The sequence below is a fragment of the Halomonas sp. JB37 genome (assembly GCF_002332255.1).
GTDB lineage: Bacteria > Pseudomonadota > Gammaproteobacteria > Pseudomonadales > Halomonadaceae > Vreelandella > Vreelandella casei.
In genome coordinates this window covers 3,222,319-3,243,453 of record NZ_NRGW01000001.1, presented here as the reverse complement: position 1 = coordinate 3,243,453, position 21,135 = coordinate 3,222,319, and the positions used below count along the sequence as shown (strand labels likewise).

At 51.6% G+C, this 21,135-nt stretch carries 22 protein-coding genes and 2 pseudogenes; 12 read left to right on the top strand and 12 right to left on the bottom strand.

Translation table 11 applies throughout. The features are described from left to right. The first annotated feature begins 76 nt into the window (after nucleotides 1-76). The 3 genes and pseudogenes from CIK78_RS15100 to CIK78_RS15090 all read left to right on the top strand — a co-directional run bounded on the left by CIK78_RS15100 (nucleotide 77) and on the right by CIK78_RS15090 (nucleotide 2,800). Nucleotides 77-583 (top strand): TRAP transporter small permease, encoded by a 507-nt coding sequence (locus tag CIK78_RS15100; RefSeq protein ID WP_096281626.1) that lies wholly within the window; start codon nucleotides 77-79, stop codon nucleotides 581-583. After that, on the top strand, nucleotides 580-1,869 hold the full coding sequence (locus CIK78_RS15095; RefSeq protein ID WP_096281624.1) for a TRAP transporter large permease: 1,290 nt from the start codon (nucleotides 580-582) through the stop codon (nucleotides 1,867-1,869). Before CIK78_RS15100 ends, CIK78_RS15095 begins: the two co-directional genes overlap by 4 nt. Before the next feature lie 210 nt (nucleotides 1,870-2,079). Continuing rightward, nucleotides 2,080-2,800 (top strand): annotated as a pseudogene (locus tag CIK78_RS15090) (IS5 family transposase). Nucleotides 2,801-2,814: 14 nt separating this feature from the next. Here the strand turns inward: CIK78_RS15090 and CIK78_RS15085 are convergent. The 4 genes from CIK78_RS15085 to CIK78_RS15070 form a co-directional block, all read right to left on the bottom strand. Beyond that, nucleotides 2,815-3,867 carry an AbrB family transcriptional regulator gene (locus CIK78_RS15085; RefSeq protein WP_096282404.1) on the bottom strand — a complete coding sequence of 351 codons (1,053 nt, stop codon included), beginning with the start codon at nucleotides 3,865-3,867 and terminating at the stop codon, nucleotides 2,815-2,817. A gap of 4 nt (nucleotides 3,868-3,871) precedes the next feature. After that, the gene (locus tag CIK78_RS15080) at nucleotides 3,872-5,386 is read right to left on the bottom strand and encodes a tripartite tricarboxylate transporter permease (RefSeq protein WP_096281622.1); all 1,515 of its coding nucleotides are present in this window, start codon (nucleotides 5,384-5,386) and stop codon (nucleotides 3,872-3,874) included. 1 nt (nucleotide 5,387) lies between these two features. After that, entirely contained in the window at nucleotides 5,388-5,840 is a 453-nt protein-coding gene (locus tag CIK78_RS15075; protein WP_096281619.1) for a hypothetical protein, read from the bottom strand. A 104-nt stretch (nucleotides 5,841-5,944) separates the two neighbouring features. After that, a complete protein-coding gene (locus tag CIK78_RS15070; RefSeq protein ID WP_096282403.1) occupies nucleotides 5,945-6,943 on the bottom strand; it encodes a tripartite tricarboxylate transporter substrate binding protein in 999 nt (332 codons plus the stop codon). A gap of 199 nt (nucleotides 6,944-7,142) precedes the next feature. On the opposite strand from CIK78_RS15070, the gene CIK78_RS15065 reads away from it, so the two are divergent. Continuing rightward, on the top strand, nucleotides 7,143-7,826 hold the full coding sequence (locus CIK78_RS15065; RefSeq protein ID WP_096281617.1) for a GntR family transcriptional regulator: 684 nt from the start codon (nucleotides 7,143-7,145) through the stop codon (nucleotides 7,824-7,826). 76 nt (nucleotides 7,827-7,902) lie between these two features. Continuing rightward, entirely contained in the window at nucleotides 7,903-8,871 is a 969-nt protein-coding gene (locus CIK78_RS15060) for a D-2-hydroxyacid dehydrogenase family protein (protein ID WP_096281615.1), read from the top strand. 31 nt (nucleotides 8,872-8,902) lie between these two features. Here the strand turns inward: CIK78_RS15060 and CIK78_RS15055 are convergent. From CIK78_RS15055 to CIK78_RS15020, 8 genes and pseudogenes are all read right to left on the bottom strand, one after another. Next, a pseudogene (locus CIK78_RS15055) lies at nucleotides 8,903-9,184 on the bottom strand (IS3 family transposase); the annotation flags it as partial. Nucleotides 9,185-9,376: 192 nt separating this feature from the next. Continuing rightward, nucleotides 9,377-10,513, bottom strand: coding sequence for a molybdenum ABC transporter ATP-binding protein (gene modC, locus CIK78_RS15050; protein WP_096281611.1), 1,137 nt, complete (start codon nucleotides 10,511-10,513; stop codon nucleotides 9,377-9,379). Then, entirely contained in the window at nucleotides 10,503-11,201 is a 699-nt protein-coding gene (gene modB / locus CIK78_RS15045; protein WP_176483442.1) for a molybdate ABC transporter permease subunit, read from the bottom strand. The genes modC and modB overlap by 11 nt, the downstream gene beginning before the upstream one ends. After that, nucleotides 11,201-11,986 carry a molybdate ABC transporter substrate-binding protein gene (gene modA, locus CIK78_RS15040; RefSeq protein ID WP_096281607.1) on the bottom strand — a complete coding sequence of 262 codons (786 nt, stop codon included), beginning with the start codon at nucleotides 11,984-11,986 and terminating at the stop codon, nucleotides 11,201-11,203. Before modA ends, modB begins: the two co-directional genes overlap by 1 nt. A gap of 82 nt (nucleotides 11,987-12,068) precedes the next feature. Further along, complete coding sequence (locus CIK78_RS15035) at nucleotides 12,069-12,446, bottom strand: winged helix-turn-helix domain-containing protein (protein WP_096281605.1); 378 nt, start codon at nucleotides 12,444-12,446, stop codon at nucleotides 12,069-12,071. A 582-nt stretch (nucleotides 12,447-13,028) separates the two neighbouring features. Then, nucleotides 13,029-13,682, bottom strand: coding sequence for a methionine ABC transporter permease (locus CIK78_RS15030; RefSeq protein WP_217990310.1), 654 nt, complete (start codon nucleotides 13,680-13,682; stop codon nucleotides 13,029-13,031). Then, nucleotides 13,663-14,796 (bottom strand): ATP-binding cassette domain-containing protein, encoded by a 1,134-nt coding sequence (locus tag CIK78_RS15025; RefSeq protein ID WP_096281603.1) that lies wholly within the window; start codon nucleotides 14,794-14,796, stop codon nucleotides 13,663-13,665. Before CIK78_RS15025 ends, CIK78_RS15030 begins: the two co-directional genes overlap by 20 nt. Continuing rightward, nucleotides 14,793-15,659 carry a MetQ/NlpA family ABC transporter substrate-binding protein gene (locus tag CIK78_RS15020; protein WP_176483412.1) on the bottom strand — a complete coding sequence of 289 codons (867 nt, stop codon included), beginning with the start codon at nucleotides 15,657-15,659 and terminating at the stop codon, nucleotides 14,793-14,795. The genes CIK78_RS15025 and CIK78_RS15020 overlap by 4 nt, the downstream gene beginning before the upstream one ends. Nucleotides 15,660-16,057: 398 nt before the next feature. Between CIK78_RS15020 and ssuD the strand changes: the two genes are divergently transcribed. The 7 genes from ssuD (at nucleotide 16,058) to CIK78_RS18120 (ending at nucleotide 21,132) form a co-directional block, all read left to right on the top strand. Beyond that, the gene (gene ssuD, locus CIK78_RS15015; protein WP_096281598.1) at nucleotides 16,058-17,194 is read left to right on the top strand and encodes an FMNH2-dependent alkanesulfonate monooxygenase; all 1,137 of its coding nucleotides are present in this window, start codon (nucleotides 16,058-16,060) and stop codon (nucleotides 17,192-17,194) included. A 53-nt stretch (nucleotides 17,195-17,247) separates the two neighbouring features. Beyond that, nucleotides 17,248-17,823 (top strand): NADPH-dependent FMN reductase, encoded by a 576-nt coding sequence (gene ssuE, locus CIK78_RS15010; RefSeq protein WP_096281596.1) that lies wholly within the window; start codon nucleotides 17,248-17,250, stop codon nucleotides 17,821-17,823. A 21-nt stretch (nucleotides 17,824-17,844) separates the two neighbouring features. Further along, the gene (locus tag CIK78_RS15005) at nucleotides 17,845-18,798 is read left to right on the top strand and encodes a sulfonate ABC transporter substrate-binding protein (protein ID WP_217990290.1); all 954 of its coding nucleotides are present in this window, start codon (nucleotides 17,845-17,847) and stop codon (nucleotides 18,796-18,798) included. Between the two features lie 118 nt (nucleotides 18,799-18,916). After that, a complete protein-coding gene (locus CIK78_RS17950; RefSeq protein WP_217990289.1) occupies nucleotides 18,917-19,540 on the top strand; it encodes an acyl-CoA dehydrogenase family protein in 624 nt (207 codons plus the stop codon). 36 nt (nucleotides 19,541-19,576) lie between these two features. Beyond that, on the top strand, nucleotides 19,577-20,164 hold the full coding sequence (locus CIK78_RS17945) for an acyl-CoA dehydrogenase family protein (protein ID WP_217990288.1): 588 nt from the start codon (nucleotides 19,577-19,579) through the stop codon (nucleotides 20,162-20,164). Between the two features lie 396 nt (nucleotides 20,165-20,560). Further along, nucleotides 20,561-20,779 (top strand): hypothetical protein, encoded by a 219-nt coding sequence (locus tag CIK78_RS18125; protein WP_226938650.1) that lies wholly within the window; start codon nucleotides 20,561-20,563, stop codon nucleotides 20,777-20,779. After that, complete coding sequence (locus CIK78_RS18120; protein WP_255249109.1) at nucleotides 20,776-21,132, top strand: serine acetyltransferase; 357 nt, start codon at nucleotides 20,776-20,778, stop codon at nucleotides 21,130-21,132. The genes CIK78_RS18125 and CIK78_RS18120 overlap by 4 nt, the downstream gene beginning before the upstream one ends. Nucleotides 21,133-21,135 lie beyond the last annotated feature (3 nt).

Genomic DNA, 21,135 nt, shown 5'->3' with positions numbered 1-21,135 from the left:
GTCACCGATAAGTCACTTGGTTAGCTGACCGCTCCCCGTTAACGGGGAGCGTTACCGCGAAGGAAAGGGCGCACGCATGCGACGAATAAACAATGTAATAGAGAAGGCGCTGACGTTTGTGGCGAGCAGTTTGTTTGCGGGCTTTATTCTTACGGTTCTCTATCAGGTTGTGGCGCGCAACTACTTGAAAATTTCGGTTTCCTGGACCGATGAAGTAGCCATGGCGTTTTTCGTATGGTCAGTGTTTCTGGGTGCCGCTATTGCGGTGCGCAGGCGCAGTCACTATGTGGTTGATGTCTTTCCATCGCGTTTTGTGATCACCCAGCGGGCGCTGCGTCTGTTTGGCAACGTCGCCTGCTTGCCGGTGATCTATGTGTTAATTGTCCACGGCAATGTGCTGGTTGATATGGGCTGGAGCCGGCGTTCGGTCGCGCTAGGAACGCCCATGGCCTATATGTTTGCCGCGATTCCAGTAGCGGGATTAGCGATGTTGCTATTTTCCTTTGAAATCATAATGGATGATATTGCGATGCTCAAAAAAGCTAACAGCGTGGATAGCGCGCGTGAGGCAACCAAAATATGAACCCTTTGTTGGTCTTGATTGGCAGCTTCTTGCTTCTTATTGCGCTTAGCGTACCCATTGCGTTTGCCATTGGCTTAGCATCTATTATTACGATCACCCAGCTAGGGCTACCGTTGACCTCGGTCGTCAACCAGATGTTTGCCAGCATCAATTCATTTCCGCTGCTGGCCGTGCCGTTCTTTCTATTGTTAGGCCGGCTGATGAACGACGGCGGCATTACCGATCGCCTGTTGAACTTTGCTGACAGTACGGTCGGGCACGTTCGCGGTGGGCTTGGGCACATCAACGTCATGGTGTCGATGATGTTTGCCAGCCTGTCGGGCTCCGCCGCTGCTGATACGGCCAGCGTCGGCGCCGTACTTATTCCCGCGATGAAGAAGTCCGGATACCCCGCGCCTTTTGCTGTTGCCTTAACGGCGGCGTCTTCAGTACTGGGCGGTATTATTCCACCCTCGATCTTGATGGTGATTTACGGTGCTTTCGGCAATGTGTCTGTCGGGGCGTTGTTCATGGGCGGCGTATTGCCTGGTGTGCTGGTAGGTTTGATGCAGATGGGCTACGTCTATTACGTTGCCAAGCGTCACGGTATCAAGGCAACGGGCAAGTTTTCGTTCTCAAAAGTGGGCCGCACCGCCCTGACGGCGGCACCTCCCATGATGTTACCGCTGGTCGTGCTAGGCGGTATTACCGCCGGTGTGTTTACTGCGACCGAAGCGGCCTCGGTAGCCGTTCTGGTCGGTGGGCTTCTAGCCTTTGTGTTTTATCGTGCGATTCATATTAAGCAATTGCCGGGTATTTTAGCCGATTCCGTGGTGAGCTTTTCGCTGCCGATGTTCGCCGTTGCGTCAGCGGGGATCATGGGGTGGCTGATCTCGTACCTGGGGATTGCTCAGGAGGTTGCCGACTTTATCCTGTCTGTTACCCAGGCCCGAGTCGGTATCATGCTGCTGGTGATGTTTTTCATGCTCGTCATCGGCACAGTGCTTAGCCCGGTGACGGCGGTGATCATCTTCCTGCCTATCATTCAAGGGCTTTGCGTGTCGGCAGATATCAACCAGATCCATATGGGCCTGGTGGTGATTTTGTCGCTGACGTTGGGACTGATCACGCCGCCATACGGTATTTGTCTGCTGATAGCCACACAGATAGGCGAGGTGTCGATGGGGCGCGCTTTCGTGGCTGTCATGCCGCTCATCGTGCTTATTATGCTAGTGATTATTGCCATGATATTGCTGCCGAGCGTGTTTTTATACCTGCCGCAAATGATGTTCCCCAAAACGTTCTAACGATGCCTTTCTATCGCTCACGCAGCACTTAACGTTGGCCCGACAAGATGGTTGTCGGGCCAACTGTTTTAGGGAGCTTTTTGTACTGAACTGGTTTTTATTGTTAGGGCCTGTTGACGTTTGGACGAAAAGGATTTGGCAGGATAAGAGCAAGCTCGCAGAATAGAGGTTCTCACACCCAAAAACTGCGAGCCTACGATGCCTCGATGAATGCTCACGGATGAAAACTGACCGAAGCTAAAACCTATCCTGCTTCAACAAGGTATCTATGACAAGGCCAACCTACTACTTACTGTGGAAGGTATTCTGCACCGGATGCGCACGGGGTGTCAGTGGCGGGACTTACCCGAAGCATTTGGGCTTTGGAGTACTCCCTACAAGCGCTTCAACGCCTGGTCAGCAGCTGAAAAACTGATGATGCTTTCCGGCACTCTGGTGGATGATCCTGATATCGAGTGGCTACCCTTGTGTCAAAGCACACCAGGACATTACCGGGCCGCCACAGAGGAGACAGAAACCATTGGTAAAAACCGTGCAGGCAACGCCAGCAACATTCATTTGGCCTTCGACGCTTACGGACTTCCCGATGGATTCAGGATAATGAGCGGTGAGGTGCATAACAGAAGTCCAGGAATTAATTAACGACTTGCCGTCAGATGATGCACTGGCCGCTGACAAAGGCTAAGACAACGAGTGTCCCCGTGAGCAGACTGAAGCAAAGACTATGAAGGCCGTAATTCTACGCAAGCGTAATTCGAAATAGAGAAATGCTAGTTTGGACCGAGGGTTATATCGCTATCGGCATATCGTGGAGAATGCCTTTGCGCGATTGAAGCCGTATCGCGCAATAGCGATGCGTTACGATAAGCTCAAGCGAAACTATGAAAGCAGGGTAGTCTTGGCCTGCGGATTTTTGTGGCTACCCATGTGAAAGGTCAACAGGCCCTAGCCTTGCTGAATTTGTTTTCCTAGCCAACTGGCGATCAGAGGAAGCATCGCTAGGATCAAGAAAACACGAAGTACATGATGGGCTGCCACCATGGCAGGATCTATGGATAACGCAAGCGCTACGACGCCAAGTTCCGGTGCCCCTCCAGGCAAATAGGATAAGAATAAAGGTGTGTCGTTTAAGCCTATAATAGGTGCAAGCAACAGGGCTGCAACGAAGGAGCCGAGGGTGAGGAGTACGCCAATCATTGCGGCTAGCCAGCCATCTTTTAAAATTTGTGGAAGGGAGTAATGCGTGAATCGCGCTCCTACTCCTGCGCCAATAATAATCTGTGCTGCGCTGGAAAGTATGGGGGGAACATGGACCGTCAAAATATCAGTAGCGTGCAGTAATCCTGAGCTGAGCAATGGAATCAATAGCATCGCTGAGGGGAAGTTCAATCGCCAGGCTAGCCAGCCGCTGGCTATCGCCACCAGTGCCAGGATTCCATGTTTAAAAGGATCTATTGCTTCCGCGTGAGTAAAGCTTGCAAGGCTGGCGTCAGCGAGGTTAATGCCGGAAATAGCCTGGATGATAATGGGCGCAGCAATTAGCAATACCACTAATCGCGCTGTATGACAGAGGGCAACGCGGCTGACTTCGGCTCGATAATTTTCTGCCAAAACAGACACTATTGAGAGCCCGCCTGGTATGGCGGCGAATAAGGCAGTAACTCGATCCATTCTCCCTAAGCGATAAAATATTTGATAAGCGATAAAACAAAATGCCAGCGATAACAAACTCATGACAATCAGGCTTATGGTCCAGTCTCCGGCCTGGCGTACGACTTCTGGCGTAAAACTGGTGCCTAGCATGGTGCCGATAGCAACCATGGCGTAACTGCGCCATGGGCCAGGAAAACGAGGCTGAAAAGATGTCGTCTGAGTACATAGAAGTGAGGCCGTTAGACTGCCAAGTACCCATGGTAACGGTAGGGAGAGTGCAAAAAAAGCGAATCCGCCTAAGGCGCCGATGCAAAAAGTAATGCCTCCTCGAAGTTGAGGAGGCATTTGTTTAATTAGATTCATGGCTAGCACGGCGAGAACGAAGTGCTTTCAATGCTGGGGCACCCATCAAAACAAGCAGCATTATGATGAAAAGAGCAAGAGCAATGGGTCGCTCCAGCATGTATTCAAAAGGTCGGCCACCGGACACCTGTAAGGTGCGCACAACTTCTCCTTCCATCATGCGGCCAAGCAGTAAACCGATGACCGCGGCTGCGACGGGATAGTTGTTTTGTCGCATGAGCCAGCCGAGCCCTGCAAAGGCGGCAACCGTTAGCGGTCCAGCGATAGTGCCGGTTATGCCATAGCCACCCCAGGCACACATTGCTAATACGCTTGGCACTAGATAAGCCAGTGGAACGCGCACCACCATGCCCAGTAAGCGAAGGCTAAGTAATCCCATAAACGCTAGAAGTACTACTTGACCCAAATTGCCGAGAATAATCGAATACACGATATCGGTCTGGTCTCTTATAAACGATGGCCCACCAATAATATTGTGGAAAGAGAACGCGGCCAGAAGTACAGCAGTCGCAGCCCCACCAGGAATGCCAAGAGCTAGTAGTGCTGTCATTGAGCCGCCCTCCGAGCTGGAGTTTGCTGATTCGGCCGCCACAACACCCTCGGGTGCTCCCTTGCCGAATACTTCAGGTGTCTTCGACGTTCGCTTGGCCTCGCCATAAGAGACAAGGTTGGCTACCGACGAGCCCACGCCCGGAATGGCGCCGATCAGTGCGCCAATGAGGCTGCCGCGTAGTAAGATGCCGGGATGGCGAAACGTCTGCTTGACGCCTTTGAGAATAAGAGAAAACGAAATATTACGCTGGGCCTCATTTTGTACTAGAAATGAGCCTCCTCTCAGGCGTAATAACTCAGAAGCGGCGAATATGCCGATCATGGCGGGCACAACCGGGATGCCATCAAGAAGATAGGGGTTGCCTATTGTAGTACGCATAATGCCCGTCGTGGACATGCCAATTTGGCTGAGCATGAGACCCAGAAAGCCGGCCAGCAGACCCTTGGCCATACTGCTGTCATTGAGTGTCGCGATAAGGGTTAGTCCCCACAGTACCACCACGACCATTTCCAGCGGACCTACTTTAAGTACAAAAGCAGCCAATGGGTTGATTAATAACATCAGAAGGCTGTAACCCACGAAAGCGCCCACCACGGAAGCACAAAGGCCAAGGCCGAGTGCTTCATTGTGTTGACCCTTTCGCGCCATCGGGTATCCGTCAAATGCCGTTGCAATTGATGAAGATGACCCGGGGATATTCATAAGAATAGCGGTTACCCCGCCACCGTAGGCACCGCCAGTAAATATGGCGGTTAAAAACAGCATGGCTTGAAGAAAATCCATGCCAAAGGTCACTGGCAGGAAAACGGCCATGGCCATTGAAATTTGTAGCCCGGGAATCGCACCGAAAACTAGGCCGATAAATAAGCCAGGGATAACCCAAAGCCAAGGGCTTAGATCAGTAAAAAGAAGAGTAAACGCCTGAGATAATGCGAGTTGATCAATCATGTTAAAGCACTAGTGTGGTCATTGGATAAGGGAATAGAGAGCCAAAACCCTTGACAAGAAAAACAGTAAACACGAGTGCATATAGAGGCGGTTGCCATTTGCCTTTGCTCCCACACATAAGAACGCCGACCCAGACAAAAACGAAAGTAGCAACGTCAAAGCCGACGTTGGTTAACGCAAAGCAAAAGGCGGCAAATCCTGTAAGAAGCAGTATGTCGCTCCATATAGATGATTTATCAATACTGCTGGGCGAAGGCTCTGACACTGGCTTCAATAAGGCTTTAGTGGCAATCCCAATGGACAAAAGCCCAATGATTATTGCGCTGGGAGCCACTATCACTAGATTGTTCAGCGTTGTGGAAGCCTGAGTGGCGCTCCAGGTAATAAAGCCCGCTATAGCCAGTATGAGGCCTAACAAAAAGGCATGCGTTGCAGAAATCTTTCCTGTTACCATTTTATAGTGTCTCCACATTGAAATAATAATGGGACCAAACGTAAGTTGATCCCGTGGTGATTATGTGCAAAGCACCAGTGCTTATGCGCCAGCAGTGACGTTATTCATTCTGCTTCTGGTGAGTATTGCTTCAAAATTTCAAAGTTGGATTCGATGATCTCTGTCGTGCGCTCAGGCCCCAGCCACTCTGCACCAATATCTTGGGCTTCTAGCCGACTAACGAATGTCTCATCTTGCAGCGCATTGTGATAGGCATCGACCATTTGTTGAAATGCTTCTGGGTTACTCTCTTTAAAGGCAGCATGCGCGGCGAGGCCTCGCATTGATCCTGCCAGTACCGGGACTGGCTCGTATCCGCTCTCTTCAAGCGCTGCATTCAGCGTTGGAGCATCCCAGTCTTCTGATGCGGTATCAGCCGCTAAGGCAAGAGGGCGTATGTACTCCTGGATTGATAGCGTGCCGTCTGCAGCCAATACGGTCATGTCTACCTGCCCACCGGCGACCGCCGTACGCGCAGCACCGCCAGACTGGTAGGTGACAATATTGACGGCTGTTTTATCGAGTCCAAAGGCTTCAAGAGCCAGTTCAAGGTTGATAGCGCCGGTCGAGCCAGGTACGACAGAAACGCTTAGCCTTCCTGGATTGTCCTTGGCTGCCGCCATGAAGTCCGCCAGCGTTTCATAAGGCGTGTCCGCATTGACGGCGAAAAGATCGTAATCATTCCACTGTCCGTTGATAAATGCGAAGTCTGACAAATCATAAGTGGCATCAAAGCCAAGAATCGCATTCGAGATGTAGGGATGTATTGAGGACGCAAGGAAATAGCTCCCATCAGCAGGCATATTGTGGAAGTAGGTATGGCCGACATGCCCCCCCCCTCCATTTTGATTTACGACTGAAATTGGCGTGCCTAGATCTTCCTGAAGCCGCTGAGCCAACGCGCGAGCGGTGCGGTCAGCGGATCCGCCAGGGCCAAGCGCAACAACGAAAGTGATTTTTTGTGTTGGCCAGCTTTCCTGGGCTGTGGCGGTGAGGGGGGTAATCGCAGCCGTCAGGGAGAAACCCAGCATAGCTGTAGCAATGACTTTTTTCTTATTAATCATGGTGGCCACTCCGCTTTTCTTTAGATAATTGTATGACAATCATTTGTGAGTAAATATAGAAGTACATATAGTAGTTTCTGTAGATCCTCGGATATGTAGGCAAAAGGTCTAATTTTTAAGATATTTTTTGAAAATTATTGAAAATTATTGAAAATTATTGAAAGTTATATAAAGCTGTATGCATTCGAGGAGAATTGCTTTGTCTACAATAAAAGAAGAAGCGAATGGTTTGGCTGCTGAACGAGTAGCTAGTGGTTTATACGGTGAAATACTTAAAGGTCTGTTGCAGGCTGGTGCTCGTCTTGGCGAGGTTGCGTTGGCTGAGCGCTTTTCTGTCAGCCGAGGGCCTGTGCGTATGGCGCTCAAAAGCCTTAGCGAGTGTGGGCTTGTAACCATCGTGCCGAACAGTGGAGCGCATGTGCGTGAAATGCGGTACGAAGACGCTCGGGCGATCTACCAGGTTAGAACTGCTCTTGAAACTGAGGCCGCTATGTTAGCAGCCGGTCGTGCCAATGCATCCACTGGCGATGAGTACCTGGCGTTACTGCAGTTACATGCCAGCCAAGTGACATCTCATCCTGAGGGGGCCTATCTCCAGGAGTCCGAGGAGTATGACTTTCATTTAGTTACCGCACGCATGTCCGGTAACCTACTCATTGAGCGTTATTTAACACACGAGCTTCGTCCGCAGCTAACCCTGCTAAGGAACAAGCATCGGCATGTTACGGGGCGCGGAAAAATCGCACTTTATGAACATGAGCGCATAGCCTCAGCTATCTCGGAAGGTGATGTAGAGGTGGCGGGCTTATTGATGCGGCGGCATATACAGAGCAGTTGGGAAACACTTGAAGAACAGCTACTCAAGAGAGACGCCCTTAATTAAACAGTAATTGAGTGATAATCGCGGAGTCCAGACAAGGTTTTGTTTGGCTTTAGCCTGCACTAGGGAGTGAGTGTGTATGAAAACTGTAATTCTTGATGATTGGGAAGGCTGTATGAAGGAGCATTCTGCCGTATCTCGCCTGCGTGAATTCTCTGAGGTGGAGATCTATGGTGACATGCCTACCTTTGATGCCCTGGTGAGTCGACTTCAAGGAGCCGATGCGATCATCCCGCTGAGAGAGCGCACCTTGATTGGCCGGGACCTTATCGCGGCTTTGCCCGACCTAAAGTTAATCGCTCAAACCGGTACGGGCCTTGCGCATATGGATAAAGACGCAGTGGCACAGGCGGGGATTTCGGTTGCAACGACGCCGGGTGGGTCTACGGCGGCGGTAACCGAAATGACTTTTGCCTTTTTGCTTAACCTCACCAAGCGAGTTGTTGAGGTGGATCGTCGGATGTCCGCTGGGGAGTGGCCAACGATCGTGACCAGCAATTTGAGCGGTAAAACCATTGGTCTGATTGGTCTGGGCAAGATTGGATGTTCCGTGGCGAAAATGGCACAGGCCTTTGGCATGCGGGTAGTTGCATGGGGCCCCAGGTTGACTCAGGAGCGAGCAGCCCAAATGGGAGTAGAGTACGTTTCATTGGAAGGCCTACTCACCCAAGCGGACGCCGTTAGTATCCATGTAAGGCTGATACCTGAAACGGAGGGGTTATTGACGACGGAGCATTTTAAACTAATGAAGCCAGGTGCGATTCTGATCAATACCTCACGCGGAGCCATCATTGACGAAGCGGCGCTCATTGATGCTTTGCAGAGTAAGAAGATTGGTGGGGCGGGGCTAGATGTTTTCTGCGAAGAGCCGCTACCGCAGTATAATGCTTTTTCGGCACTGGATAATGTCATAACAACGCCACATATGGCATGGAAAACTGAAGAAACCTTTTCGCGTTTTCTCAATGGATCGGTTGATAATATCCAGGCATTTTTTGTAAAAAAAGAGCCCCGAAATATCATTAACATTTCCGATGGAAAAACATGAGGCGATCCTGCCCAGTAATAGTGGACACGGGTTAAGCGATCATTCGGGCTTCAGAAATCTCGGGACTGATTATTCCAATAGCACTGTGCCGCCGTTGCTTGTTGTAGTCCAGTTCAATGTACTCAAATACCTGCCTTCGCATCGCATGGCGTGTATCAAACCGTTCACCATGAATCGCTTCTACTTTAAGACTATGAAAAAGGCTCTCGGCGCAAGCATTGTCGTAGTAGTTGCCTTTAGCACTCAAGCTGCATGTCGGCTCGTACTTGATCAGCAGCGACTGATAAAGGGTTGAACAGTACTGACTTGCTCGATACGTGACCAGTCAATGAGATTATTGATGCTATCCAGCTCTTTCAAAGCATCATGATCAATCTGCGTTGTTTGATATCCTCCTAAGCCATCCTGAGATCCCGTTGTGATAGCGCTGGTTCGCTATTATCTGATTTATTACAGGGAGAGGTGACTCGTGCAAAGGTCTCGTAGACTATTAATATAAGAAATATCAATAGTGAGCAACCGATACGCTGCGAATGAGTGCCGTGATCTGTTTGCCGATATGTAGCCCCATTTCATCCCAGGACTTTCGCGTTAGCCTTGCCCTTAGGCGGATATCGCCAACGTTCAAAAGTAGCTCTACGGAGTGCGGGCTTGTCGATAGTGAGGTCATGTCTTCAATAGTGGCGCTGAGCTGGTTGCGGTAGCTGGTTGACTGTAATGGCGTCAGCGCTAAGGCAATATCGCGTGCGAGGATACGCACCCGTAATGGGCTGCCGATAGGAGCCGACGTGCCCGGTATGACTAATCGATGGGTGTCATTAAGGGCGAGGTGAGTCAGATTGTACGTCGCGTCGTGCTCATCTACGCGGCCTTCAAGAATCGATGCAGCGTCAAACCCACCGAGTTCGTGAGTCAAATCAAAGCGCTGTAGCAAATGATTCAATCGGTTGCTGGCCACGACACGGCCCGCCTTCATCAGCACCAGATGATCGGCGATAGCTGAAATCTCCTCCGCATCATGGCTGACGTAAATTACCGGAATGTCTACCTGCTTGGTCAGTTGAGCAATAAAGCGTAGTAGCTCGTCTTTGCGTGCGCCATCTAGCCCTGTCAGTGGCTCATCCATCAGCAGCAGTTGAGGGTCGCTGAGCAGTGCGCGGCCAATGGCAACCCGCCTGGCTTCCCCGCCCGATAGCGTGCCGGGCATACGTTCGAGCAACGCTTTAATACCCAGGAGCTCGACGATTTCATCAAAGCGGGCTGATGCATGTGCTGGCATGCCATAGGTGAGATTGCCGCGTACTCGGTAGTGAGGAAACAGCCGGGCTTCCTGAAACACGACACCGATTCTACGTTTATGGGCGGCAACGCTAATGCGGCGCCGGGTATCCAGCAGCACTTGGTCACCCAGCTGAATAACCCCGCTATCGGGATATTCAAGACCTGCAATAAGGCGCAGCAGGCTGGTTTTGCCGCTTCCTGACGTGCCAAAAATGCCGGTCACGCCGTGGGCGGGGAGTACCAGCTCGGTTTGAAGATGAAAACTACCGAGCCGTTGGTCGATAGACAATGACAGCGAAGAGGAGTCCACAGGCAATGCGGGATGACGAAGGTTACTAGGATTAGTAGGATTAGTAGGCATCGCGTTCCTGCAGTCTTTGTTTAGTACGTCGAGCTAGCCACTCAGAGGCGATCAATGAGAACAGGGCGATGATGATAGCGATAACACAGAGCCGCGCTGCCGCTGATTCCTGGCCGGGCGTCTGAATTAGCGTATACAGCGCCAGCGGCAAGGTACGTGTTTCGCTTGGGATATTAGAGGCAAACGTGATGGTGGCACCAAACTCGGAAAGCGCGCGGGCAAAGGCCAAGACGGTGCCCGTCAGCAGGCCTGGAATGGCCAATGGTAGCGTAATGGTGGTAAACACTCGCCAGCGATTGGCGCCTAGCGTTCGCGCTGCGGCTTCAAGCTTGGGGTCCACCGCTTCCAATGATAGGCGTAGTGCGCGTACCAATAATGGAAATGCCATCACGCCGCTGGCAACGGCGGCGCCTTGCCATGTGAAGGGTAGTGATACGCCGAGAGTGGCATATAACCACTGGCCGACCACCCCTTGTCGACCGAGCGATACTAAGAGTAAATAGCCCACTACCACGGGTGGCAGCACCAGCGGTAGATGAATAAAACCATCGACGATGGATTTGCCTCTGAAGTCGTGTCGGGCTAACCACCAGGCAACCGCAATGCCCGGTGGTAAAATCCAGGCCACTGCCGCTAAGCCAATGAGGAGACTAAGGCGGATAGCCTCCCATTCGGCTGGCGACAGTATCACGGGCTGCTAATGTCGGTGTCGAAGCCATAGTCAGCAAAAATAGTCAGCGCTTCTTCGCTCGCTAACCACTCGCGCAGCGCCACGGCCGCGTCGTTTTGCTCTGCCCCTATTAGTGCAATGGGGTAGGTGATGGGTTCATGGCTGGAGGTGGGAAATAGCCCGAGTACCCGCACGCGGTCACTGGCAAAGGCATCAGTTTGATACACAACGCCAAGCGGCGTTTCCTGTCGTTCTACCAGTGTTAACGCCGCGCGGACGTCGTTGCCACGTGCAAGCTTTGGCTCCAGCTCTTCCCACTCACCGAGAAATTCCAGCGCTTGCTGGGTGTAGATACCGGCCGGCACGTGATCCGGGTCGCCGACGGAAAGACGATCACGCTCTTCTAGCAGCGTTGCAATGCGTGCCTCGTCGCCTGGGACGAACTGTTCTGGCAGGTCAGGGCTCGCTGATACCAGCGCCAAACGGTTCTGGAGTAAGTCGCTGCGCTGTTGGATGTTGACGCCTTGCTCTTCGAGCCAGTCCATCCACTGCACGTTGGCGGACAGGAAGAGATCCGTGGGGCTGCCATTGGCGATTTGCCGAGCAAGCGTCGAGGACGATGCATAAATGGGCGTCACGTCAACATCATGCTGAGCTTCATAGACGGCAATGGCGTCATTGAGCGCATCGGTAAGCGAGGCGGCGGCGGCGACTTGAATGTTGTCAGTGGCAAAGGCTGAGGTTGGAAGTGCTAGTGTCAGCGCAGTGGCTAATAAACGGCGATTCATTGCATGTGTAAGCATTGTATTAATTCCGTTATTTCCATATGGATATAGCGGAGATTACACAAAACGGCTCACTAGCTCAATACGATAATAAGCACGTTCAGGGATTGGGATGGCTGGCCGGGGCCAATAGCGAAAGCAGCGCCTGAGCGTCAGTCGAGTCCTCCAGCGAGAGCTGGCGTTCCAACGCACGGTAGTGAGTCAGCACCTGCTTGCCAAGCTCCGTGAGATGAGCACCGCCGCGCTCGTTACCGCCAGAGCTGGTCGATACAAGAGGGGATGGAAAGTGGTTGTTCATAGTATCGATGAGCTGCCAGGCTTTTTTGTAGCTCATCTTGAGTGCGCGGCCAGCGGCTGAAATTGAACCTGTCTGGCTAACCATTTCTAGCAGTTCTGCTTTGCCCGGCCCAATAATCACGTCACGATGCAGCACCAAGCGTAATTGAAACGTTGGCTTTAAATGGTGGGTCCGTGTCATTAAGTGTCTCCAGCGATTGGGCAGCGTTGGGCTAGTTTAGCAGCGACCGATCGTTCAAGGTCCATCCTTCAGCCTTATGTAGGTGTACTAGCATTTATATTTTTGGTAAGCGGCAAAGCAATACTCGTTACCCGACGAGTCCCCATTCGATTTCAGCAGCGGTTTCACTGACATAAGGTCGGTCGCCTTTAACGGTAACGCGTTCACCACGGCGGGCTTGGCCCGCATAGTCAAAAATGGCGCGGTGCTGGGTGCATCGGTTGTCCCTGATAGCCAAAGTATTTAGGCGTACGGTGAATTCCGGTGCTTCCTGATGGCGATACAGAAACTCAAGCAGTGCCTGGCTTTCAGTATGGGAAAGCTCGATCGCGGGTAAAACCGCGGTTTACAAACAGGCTTTTGCGGCCCGTTTCCGGGAGGTGTTGGGGGGGTTGCTCCGCGACGCTTGTTTGTCATCATGTTTCCTCGTTAGCACTACGCTGAAGATACTACTCCAGCGCCTTGGTGAAGCTATGCTCTTTCCCCAAAACTTTTTCTGAATGGATTGGGTGCCTACCTTAATTAAGAGTTAGAAACATTGGCCTACCTGTTTTTTAAAAGGTAAACATAGCGGTCACCGGCATACTGGATGATGGCAACAATGGCAATAAGAATGGCAATAACGGCAAGCATTACGGTGGTATCGTAGCGCTGGTAGCCATAACGAATAGCTAAGTCGCCTAACCCGCCTGCACCGATGGCACCTGCCATGGCAGAGGCAGAAATCATGGCTACAAGCGTGATGGTGAAGCCGCCGATAATCCCCGGTAAGGCCTCAGGCAGAAGAACGTTGAAAATGATATGGCGCTTTTGGCAACCCATCGCCTGGGCAGCCTCAATCACCCCTGAGCTGACTTCGCGCAGACTGACTTCAGCAATGCGAGCAAAGAAAGGCGTCGCGCTCACAGTAATAGGCACAACGGCTGCCCAAATGCCAATGGTTGTACCAGTAATCAAGCGGGTAAGCGGGATCAGCGCAACCAGTAAAATGATAAAGGGTGTGGCGCGGAAGCCGTTGACAATGCTGCCTAGCACTTTATTAACCAGCGGGGCTTCAAAAATTTGCCCCCTGGCGGTGGTCACCAAAATAATGGCCAGTGGAATACCCACAAACCATACAATCGCCGCTGATACACCCACCATATAAAGCGTATCGAGAAAGGCTTGCCAAAGTGCATCAAGCATTCGCTGGGACAGCATAGCCGAGTACCTCCACGGTTGAGATAAGGTCATTAATAGTTTCGAGGCGTTGTGCTAGCTCGTGTTGCTGGTAGGGCAGGCTGACAAGCAGCTCGCCTTGTGGATGGCCTTGAAGTCGACCAATGCCACTCTGCAGCAGCCTGAGGTCGCCGCCTAAACGCTGGCTAAGGATGCCCAGGGGCAGGTAGGTGGCGGCGGTTCCATCGAAAAACAACTTAACAATCGCTCTGGAAGTGCTATTCGCCGGCGTAGCAGATATCGCCTGAGCAATATCGTCAGCTACTTTAGGTTTTAATGGCGCCAGTAACGCCTGAGTGGCTTCGTGTTCAGGGCGCCCGAACACGCGCCAAACAGGCCCTAGTTCAGCCAGCGCGCCATCTTCAAGTACCGCCACACGGTCACATATTTGACTAATCACTGACATCTCGTGAGTAATCAGTACGACGGTCAATTTTAGCGTTTTATTAATCTCTTTGATGAGGCTCAAAATGGATTGCGTCGTTTCAGGGTCGAGTGCCGAGGTCGCTTCGTCGCATAGCAGAATTTCTGGGTCTAGCATCAGCGCACGGGCAATGCCAACGCGCTGTTTTTGTCCACCGGAAAGGCGAGAGGGGTAAACATCTTCTTTTCCCTCTAGGCCCACTAAGCGCAGAAGCTCTTGTGCCCGTTGCCGGATGCGCTTCTTATCACGAATGCCCGCCGCTTTAAGCGGAAGCGCTAAATTTTCAAATACTGTCGCTGAAGAGAGCAGATTAAAGTGCTGAAAAATCATCCCAATGCGGCGGCGTAGTATAACGAGACCACCTGTATCGAGGGATTGGATATCGACGCCATTAATCAGCACTTTACCGGTAGTGGCATCTTCAAGGCGATTCAGCGTGCGTATCAGGCTTGATTTACCCGCACCACTCCTCCCTATAATGCCGAAGATCTCTCCCTGGTAAATATCCAAATTGATATCTTTAAGCGCCTCCACACGCCGCTGACCAGATACATAGGTTTTACTGACACCTTCAAGTCTCAGATGCAGAGGGGGGCGGGGAGACGTTTTTTGGCTATAAGCAGCCTCCGAAGGGGCTATCTTACGATAGGGGGCAACGGCAATATTCATTCACTCAGCTCCAAGGGAGGAAAGTATTCCCATGCCAATTGATACAGCGAGCTATCGCCGAAGGCTTCTTCAAGAGAGGCCTTTACTTCAGGTGCCTGCTGGTAGATTGAAATGAACTGATGAATAGCGGGAGCATCTTCGTTATCAGGATGCACAACGAAACGCAGCGCGAAAGTATGCGTATCGTCAATATGAAATAGCAGTGCATCTGCAGGATCAGTCACCCCGGAAGATTTTATGTAATGTGGGTAGCTAAGAATAGCGGCAACATCTTCAAACGCGCGAGGTAACTGTGGCCCTGGTAGCTCTACAAAAGACAGATCCAACGGATTGTCTTCAATATCGTACAGACTGGCATGGTAGCCAATGCCTTCAGGCAAGGTTATTAATCCAGCTTGCTCTAAAAGCAGCAATCCTCGGCCCTGATTAACTGGGTCATCGGCTACTGCAATGGTGCTACCCGCCGGTATGTCTTCTGCTTTATCAAATTCCTTTGAGTAAATGCCCATTAAGCCCTCAACCCCGTAGGCAAGAGGGATTAAATCAAAGCCGCGCTCCTCCTCGGCATTGGTCAGAAAAGGTTCATGCTGAAAGTAGTTGATATCGATATCTTTATTTAGCACGGCGGTATTAGGAAGAACCCAGTCGCTAAATTCAATCACTTCAACGTTGATACCTTGTTCTTTTGCAAGATCAGCCGCGACATAGATCGAATCGACAATCAGTCCATTTGAAACAACACCAATTTTAACGTCTTCAGCTTTGACCTGTGAAATAGCGGTAAAGGACAATAAAAGGCTGGTTAGCCAGTATTTTCTAGCTTGGGCAAAAGAGAAAAAGCGAGTGAGAGGGGGTGTTCGCATAATGATGTACTCAGTCATGGTTAGTAATGCAAGACCATAAATCACTATGCCGATGCTTAAAAATAGTTATGGATGCTTTGTAATTCATGATTAGCAAATTGTTTTTAGTGATAGGTTTTTTAGTTAAATGTATTTTTCATAAGAGATTGGTTGGTTTTTTTATTGATAAGGTGGGGTTTAGTAGCGGAGGCTATATAGCCTGAGAAGGCTTGTGATGCGAATAGTTAAAATAAAAGTGGCCGGAAAGTTGATGGCGTTAGACTGGCTTTTTGTGTTCTGAATATTTATATCTAATAAAGTGATTTGTGTGGCTTTTATCCATTTCTTTATGCTGTTGGTAATCAGTGCTTAATGCCCTTTGCAACCTGGCTACAGGTTATTGACAGGATGATGACGCGATGAGTTTAGATATTTTCTGGTTTTTGCCTACGTCTGGCGATACGCGTTATTTGGGTAAAGGTAGTGGGCGGCCACCCAGCAACGCTTATTTGCAGCAAATAGCGGTTGCCGCAGAACACCATGGTTATGATGGCTTACTCATTCCTACGGGATCCAGCTGCCTAGACCCTTGGGTGGTGGCTTCAAGTTTAGTACCCGTCACTCAGCGGATTAAATTATTGGTGGCTTTGCGCACCTCTATTTCAGGCCCTACTGCCTCCGCTCGCCAGGCGGCAACGCTGGATCAGGCGTTAAAAGGCAGGTTGTTGCTCAATGTAGTGCCGGGTGGCGATGCCGCTGAGCTGGCGGCCGAAGGGGTTCACTTGACCCATGACGAGCGCTATGAAGTGGCCGATGAATTTCTAACGGTTTGGAAGCGCCTGTTGGAAGGCGAAAGTGTTGATCATCAGGGCAAATACTTTCAGATTGAAGGAGCCAAGAATTTTTTTGATCCTGTCCAGAAGCCTTATCCACCGCTTTATTTTGGCGGATCTTCCCCCGCCGCTCATCAATTAGCCGCAAAGCATGTTGATGCCTATCTAACTTGGGGCGAACCCCCTGCCGCTGTCGCGGAAAAAATCGCTGAGGTACGTGCAGCCGCAGCCAAGTACGGGCGCGAGGTAAAATTTGGCGTGCGCCTCCATGTGATTGTGAGAGAAACCCGCGAAGAGGCGTGGCAGGCGGCAGATAAGCTGATTGCCAGTCTCGATGACGAAACCATTCAAAAAGCTCAAGAGAATTTTTCCCGCATGGATTCCGTTGGGCAGCGGCGCATGGCCGAGCTGCACGGTGGAAGGCGCGATAAGCTCGAGATAAGCCCTGATCTTTGGGCAGGTGTCGGGCTGGTAAGAGGCGGAGCAGGTACGGCGTTGGTGGGTGACCCGGAAACGGTGGCGCAGCGTTTGAAAGAGTACGCGGATTTGGGCGTGGATACGTTTGTGCTCTCGGGTTATCCGCATCTTGAAGAGGCGATCCGCTTCGCTGAACTCGTCTTCCCTTTGTTGCCCGGTAAACAGGCGGTGACAGAAGAGGGCGTATTTACAGGCGGTGCTTTTGATGCGAGAGCTACGCGCACGCCTCAGGAATCAGCCTCTTAAATCACTGTTTCTATCCATGACATCTTAGCTATTTGTTGAATAAGGAGCTTGTTATGAGTGTTGTACTAATTGCAGGAAGCCCAGGCCGTTTGTCACGTACCGCAGCGTTAATCGACTTTATTAACAGCGAGCTACAAGAAAAAGGGATCGAAACAGACGTATTCAACGTTAATGAGTTTGACGGTAATGAAGTGTTTTTTGCTGATTTTACAGCCCCTCAAATTGTTCGCTACCGAGAGGCGATCGCCAAGGCAGATGCGGTTGTGTTGGCAACGCCCGTTTACCAGGCCTGCTTTTCAGGGGCACTTAAGCTGCTGCTGGATTTAATACCTGAGCGTGGGCTGAAAGGCAAAGTAGTGTTGCCTCTTGCCAACGGCGGCTCTGACAGTCATCTACTGGTGATCGATTACGCGTTAAAGCCGGTGTTGTCAGCGTTAGGGGCCAGCAATGTGTTGGGCGGTGTCTACGTCAACGCGAAACAGCTCACGCTTGATGGTGAAAAGCGCTATCAGGTGGGGGAGGAGGCAAGCGCTCGGATCAGTCGCTCTATTGAAGAGCTGATTGAAACGCTCCCCAGTCAGAGTTCGGCATCAGCGAGTGCCTACCAGCGCTCTGTTGCCTACGCTTAATTTTCTTGGATGGGCTCTATTATGATCAAACAATCGGCCTTATCTGCCGCCGTACTGTCGGGAGTGTTGGCCTTCTTGCCTCACTCATTATTGGCTGCCGATGACCCTGAAACCTTGCGTATTGGTTTCCAAAAGTATGGCACGTTGGTACTGCTCAAAGAGCGTCAAGCGCTGGAAGAACGATTTTCTGATCGTAATATCAATGTCACCTGGACGGAGTTTCCTGCTGGCCCACAAATGCTGGAAGCCCTTAATGTAGGCAGCATTGATTTTGGCACGGTAGGTGAAACACCGCCGGTCTTTGCCCAAGCTGCCGGGGCGGATCTTGTTTATGTGGCCCACCAGCCCCCAGCGCCTCAAGCAGAAGCGATTCTTGTGCACGAAGATTCGCCTATCCAAAGTGTGACCGAGCTGGAAGGCAAGCGCGTTGCGCTAAACCGTGGTTCTAATGTCCATTACCTGTTGGTACGTGCGCTACAGGATGCCGGGCTATCGATCCACGATATTCGCACTGCCTTTTTAACCCCTTCGGATGCGCGCGCAGCATTTGAGCGAGGCAGCGTCGATGCCTGGGTCATTTGGGAACCCTACTTGGCTGCTGCCGAAGATGCATTAGGAACACGTATTCTGACCGACGGTACCGATTTAGTCAGTAACCATGAGTTTTATATTGCCGCAGGGCCATTGGTAGAGCAGTACCCGCATGTTGTTGAAGAGATTGTACAAGAGCTACAGGAACTAGATAGCTGGGCAGCTGATAACCTGCGTGAAGTGGCTGAGCTGCTAGCCCCTTCCATCGGCCTTGATCCGGATGTGGTGTATGTAGCCGCGAATCGCGCAAGCTACGGTGCTCAATATCTGTCTGATGAAGTGATTGCTCAGCAGCAGGATATCGCCGATACCTTCTTTGAATTGGAGCTTATTCCCCACGAGTTGGATATCGCTTCTGTGGTATGGCGGCCTAGCGATGAGTAATACACCGTATCCTTACCCACTAACGGCGATTGAGCCTCAGGGTGCCTGGGCCTGCGTTTTACCGTTTGATGGTTCTTTTTTCTGGTTTTTGCATTAATGCATTGAGGAGAGTGGCCGCATGAGCATTGGAAATGCCTATCCAGATCAGTCTGAACGATTGAGAGCGGTGGATCCCAAGCGAGACGTTCTGTCGAGCGATGATCAGCAGCATTGGCTGACCATTGCTGATCAGTTGGCAGCGCGCCTAGCCGAAAGTGCCGTTGAGCGTGATCGCCTGGGTGGGCATGCCTCTTTTGAGCGCGAGCTGATTCGTGACAGCGGTTTGTTGACGCTTGCTGTACCCACTGAGTATGGCGGTCAGGGGCAGCCATGGTCACTTGTTTATCAAGTGGTCAGACGCTTAGCCAGGGTGGATTCAGCACTTGCCCATGTGTTTGCTTTCCACCACCTGCAAGTGGGGTCGGTATTACTTTACGGCAATCAACACCAGCAGCAGCGACTTTTAGCCGCCACTGCTCAAGAACATCTTTTCTGGGGCAATACCCTTAACCCGCTGGATAAGCGCACAGTCGCTACCGAACGCGATGGTGGCGGCTTTATCCTGCAAGGCAAGAAGGGGTTCTGCTCGGGAGCAAAAGGATCAGACTATCTGACCGTCTCAGCGTGGCATGAGCCGACCCAAAGTCTAGTGATTGCGGCGTTGCCCACTCACCGCCCTGGCATTACCGTGCATGATGATTAGGACGCTATCGGTCAGCGGCAAACCGATAGCGGTACCGTGAGTTTCGAGCAGGTGGAAGTGCTAGAGCGCGAAGTCCTGCTACCGCCTGGTTTTGCGTGGTCCCCGCCGGCTCAGTTTCGCGCCTGTTTAGCCCAGTTAGTGTTAGTCAATCTATACGTCGGCATTGCCGAAGGGGCGTTTGAGGAGGCTAAGCGCTTTACGCTTGAGCATGGGCGACCTTGGTTAGCCTCTGACGCAGCTCAAGCGCAAGATGACCCCTACCTTCAGCGCCACTTTGGTGAACTATGGGTCAAGCTGCGTAGTGCTCAAGTATTGGCCGATATAGCAGGCGATATAGCCCAGCGCCACTTTGTGAAACGTACCGCTATTAGTGCCGAAAACCGGGGTGAGGCCGCGATTGCCATTGCAGAGGCGAAAGTCGTGGCGCACCAAGCGGCTTTGGATGCTAGCAGCCGGTTGTTTGATATTGCAGGTGCGAGGGCGACTGCGCGGCCTTTGGGACTGGATCGTTTTTGGCGCAATGCACGCACCCATACACTCCATGATCCGGTGGATTATAAAATACGCGATCTAGGCCGGTGGGCACTGCTGGACCAGTATCCAGTGCCGACGTCTTATTCGTAGTCAGGGCAAACTATCAAGGCTTGAAACAGAAGAGGCCCACGCTGAGATGAGTGAAAAAGACCACAATGAGCCATCTCCTTGGCCATTAGACAGTGTGGTGACAGAGTTACGCCAGGTTAAGGCACGAGTGGCGCGAGCGCCAAGGCCGGGAGACCGACCTGGGCACCCGGGAGCTTCCTGCTCACCGCCATATACATGAGGTGATTGATGCCTTATGCGGCATCTTATTTCCCATGCGTTTAGGACCCTTCGATCTCAAACAGGAGAGTGAAGATTTTTATGTGGGGCATCAGCTTGGTCACGCGTTGAATATTCTGGTTACCCAGGTGCGTTTAGAACTGAGTTGCCAGCAGCCGCGCCTGGAACCCCAGGCTCAAGATTGCAAAGCGAACGAATTTGTCCGGCGTTGCCACCATGCTGCCTGCACTGCGTCGGCAATTGGATCAGGACGTGATAGCTGCCTATCGCGGCGACCCGGCAGCGTCCTCGGTAGACGAAATTTTGCTTTGTTACCCAGGGCTATTGGCAATTATTCATCATCGCATAGCAAATGTGTTCTATGTGGAAGGGCTGAGGATCCTCGCCAGAATCATTGCCGAAAAGCCCACTCGGTGACAGGTATTGATATTCATCCTGGCGCAACAATTGGCAGCCATTTCTTTATCGACCACGGCACGGGGGTTGTGGTTGGTGAAACGGCGGTCATTGGTGAGCGGGTACGCCTTTATCAGGCGGTGACGCTAGTAGCGGTAAGATTCGATGAAGACGATCAGGGTGCACTCACCAACGGCGAGCCACGCCACCCCATTGTGGAAGACGACGTGGTGACCTATGCCGGTGCCACCATTCTTGGCCGTATCACCATTGGTCGCGGCGCTGTGATTGGCGGCAACGTTTGGCTAACCCGCGATGTACCTCCAGGTAGCAGGATTACTCAGGCGGTACTGCGGCAGTCGGTAGATACTTAGAAT

What these genes read in the sequence shown, in the direction of transcription:
- CIK78_RS15100 (WP_096281626.1), top strand. Translation starts at nt 77, where the DNA reads ATGCGACGAATAAACAATGTAATAGAGAAGGCGCTGACGTTTGTGGCG.
- CIK78_RS15095 (WP_096281624.1), top strand. Translation starts at nt 580, where the DNA reads ATGAACCCTTTGTTGGTCTTGATTGGCAGCTTCTTGCTTCTTATTGCG.
- CIK78_RS15085 (WP_096282404.1), bottom strand. Translation starts at nt 3,867, where the DNA reads ATGCCTCCTCAACTTCGAGGAGGCATTACTTTTTGCATCGGCGCCTTA.
- CIK78_RS15080 (WP_096281622.1), bottom strand. Translation starts at nt 5,386, where the DNA reads ATGATTGATCAACTCGCATTATCTCAGGCGTTTACTCTTCTTTTTACT.
- CIK78_RS15075 (WP_096281619.1), bottom strand. Translation starts at nt 5,840, where the DNA reads ATGGTAACAGGAAAGATTTCTGCAACGCATGCCTTTTTGTTAGGCCTC.
- CIK78_RS15070 (WP_096282403.1), bottom strand. Translation starts at nt 6,943, where the DNA reads ATGATTAATAAGAAAAAAGTCATTGCTACAGCTATGCTGGGTTTCTCC.
- CIK78_RS15060 (WP_096281615.1), top strand. Translation starts at nt 7,903, where the DNA reads ATGAAAACTGTAATTCTTGATGATTGGGAAGGCTGTATGAAGGAGCAT.
- modC (WP_096281611.1), bottom strand. Translation starts at nt 10,513, where the DNA reads ATGCCTACTAATCCTACTAATCCTAGTAACCTTCGTCATCCCGCATTG.
- modA (WP_096281607.1), bottom strand. Translation starts at nt 11,986, where the DNA reads ATGCTTACACATGCAATGAATCGCCGTTTATTAGCCACTGCGCTGACA.
- CIK78_RS15035 (WP_096281605.1), bottom strand. Translation starts at nt 12,446, where the DNA reads ATGACACGGACCCACCATTTAAAGCCAACGTTTCAATTACGCTTGGTG.
- CIK78_RS15025 (WP_096281603.1), bottom strand. Translation starts at nt 14,796, where the DNA reads ATGAATATTGCCGTTGCCCCCTATCGTAAGATAGCCCCTTCGGAGGCT.
- CIK78_RS15020 (WP_176483412.1), bottom strand. Translation starts at nt 15,659, where the DNA reads ATGCGAACACCCCCTCTCACTCGCTTTTTCTCTTTTGCCCAAGCTAGA.
- ssuD (WP_096281598.1), top strand. Translation starts at nt 16,058, where the DNA reads ATGAGTTTAGATATTTTCTGGTTTTTGCCTACGTCTGGCGATACGCGT.
- ssuE (WP_096281596.1), top strand. Translation starts at nt 17,248, where the DNA reads ATGAGTGTTGTACTAATTGCAGGAAGCCCAGGCCGTTTGTCACGTACC.
- CIK78_RS15005 (WP_217990290.1), top strand. Translation starts at nt 17,845, where the DNA reads ATGATCAAACAATCGGCCTTATCTGCCGCCGTACTGTCGGGAGTGTTG.
- CIK78_RS17950 (WP_217990289.1), top strand. Translation starts at nt 18,917, where the DNA reads ATGAGCATTGGAAATGCCTATCCAGATCAGTCTGAACGATTGAGAGCG.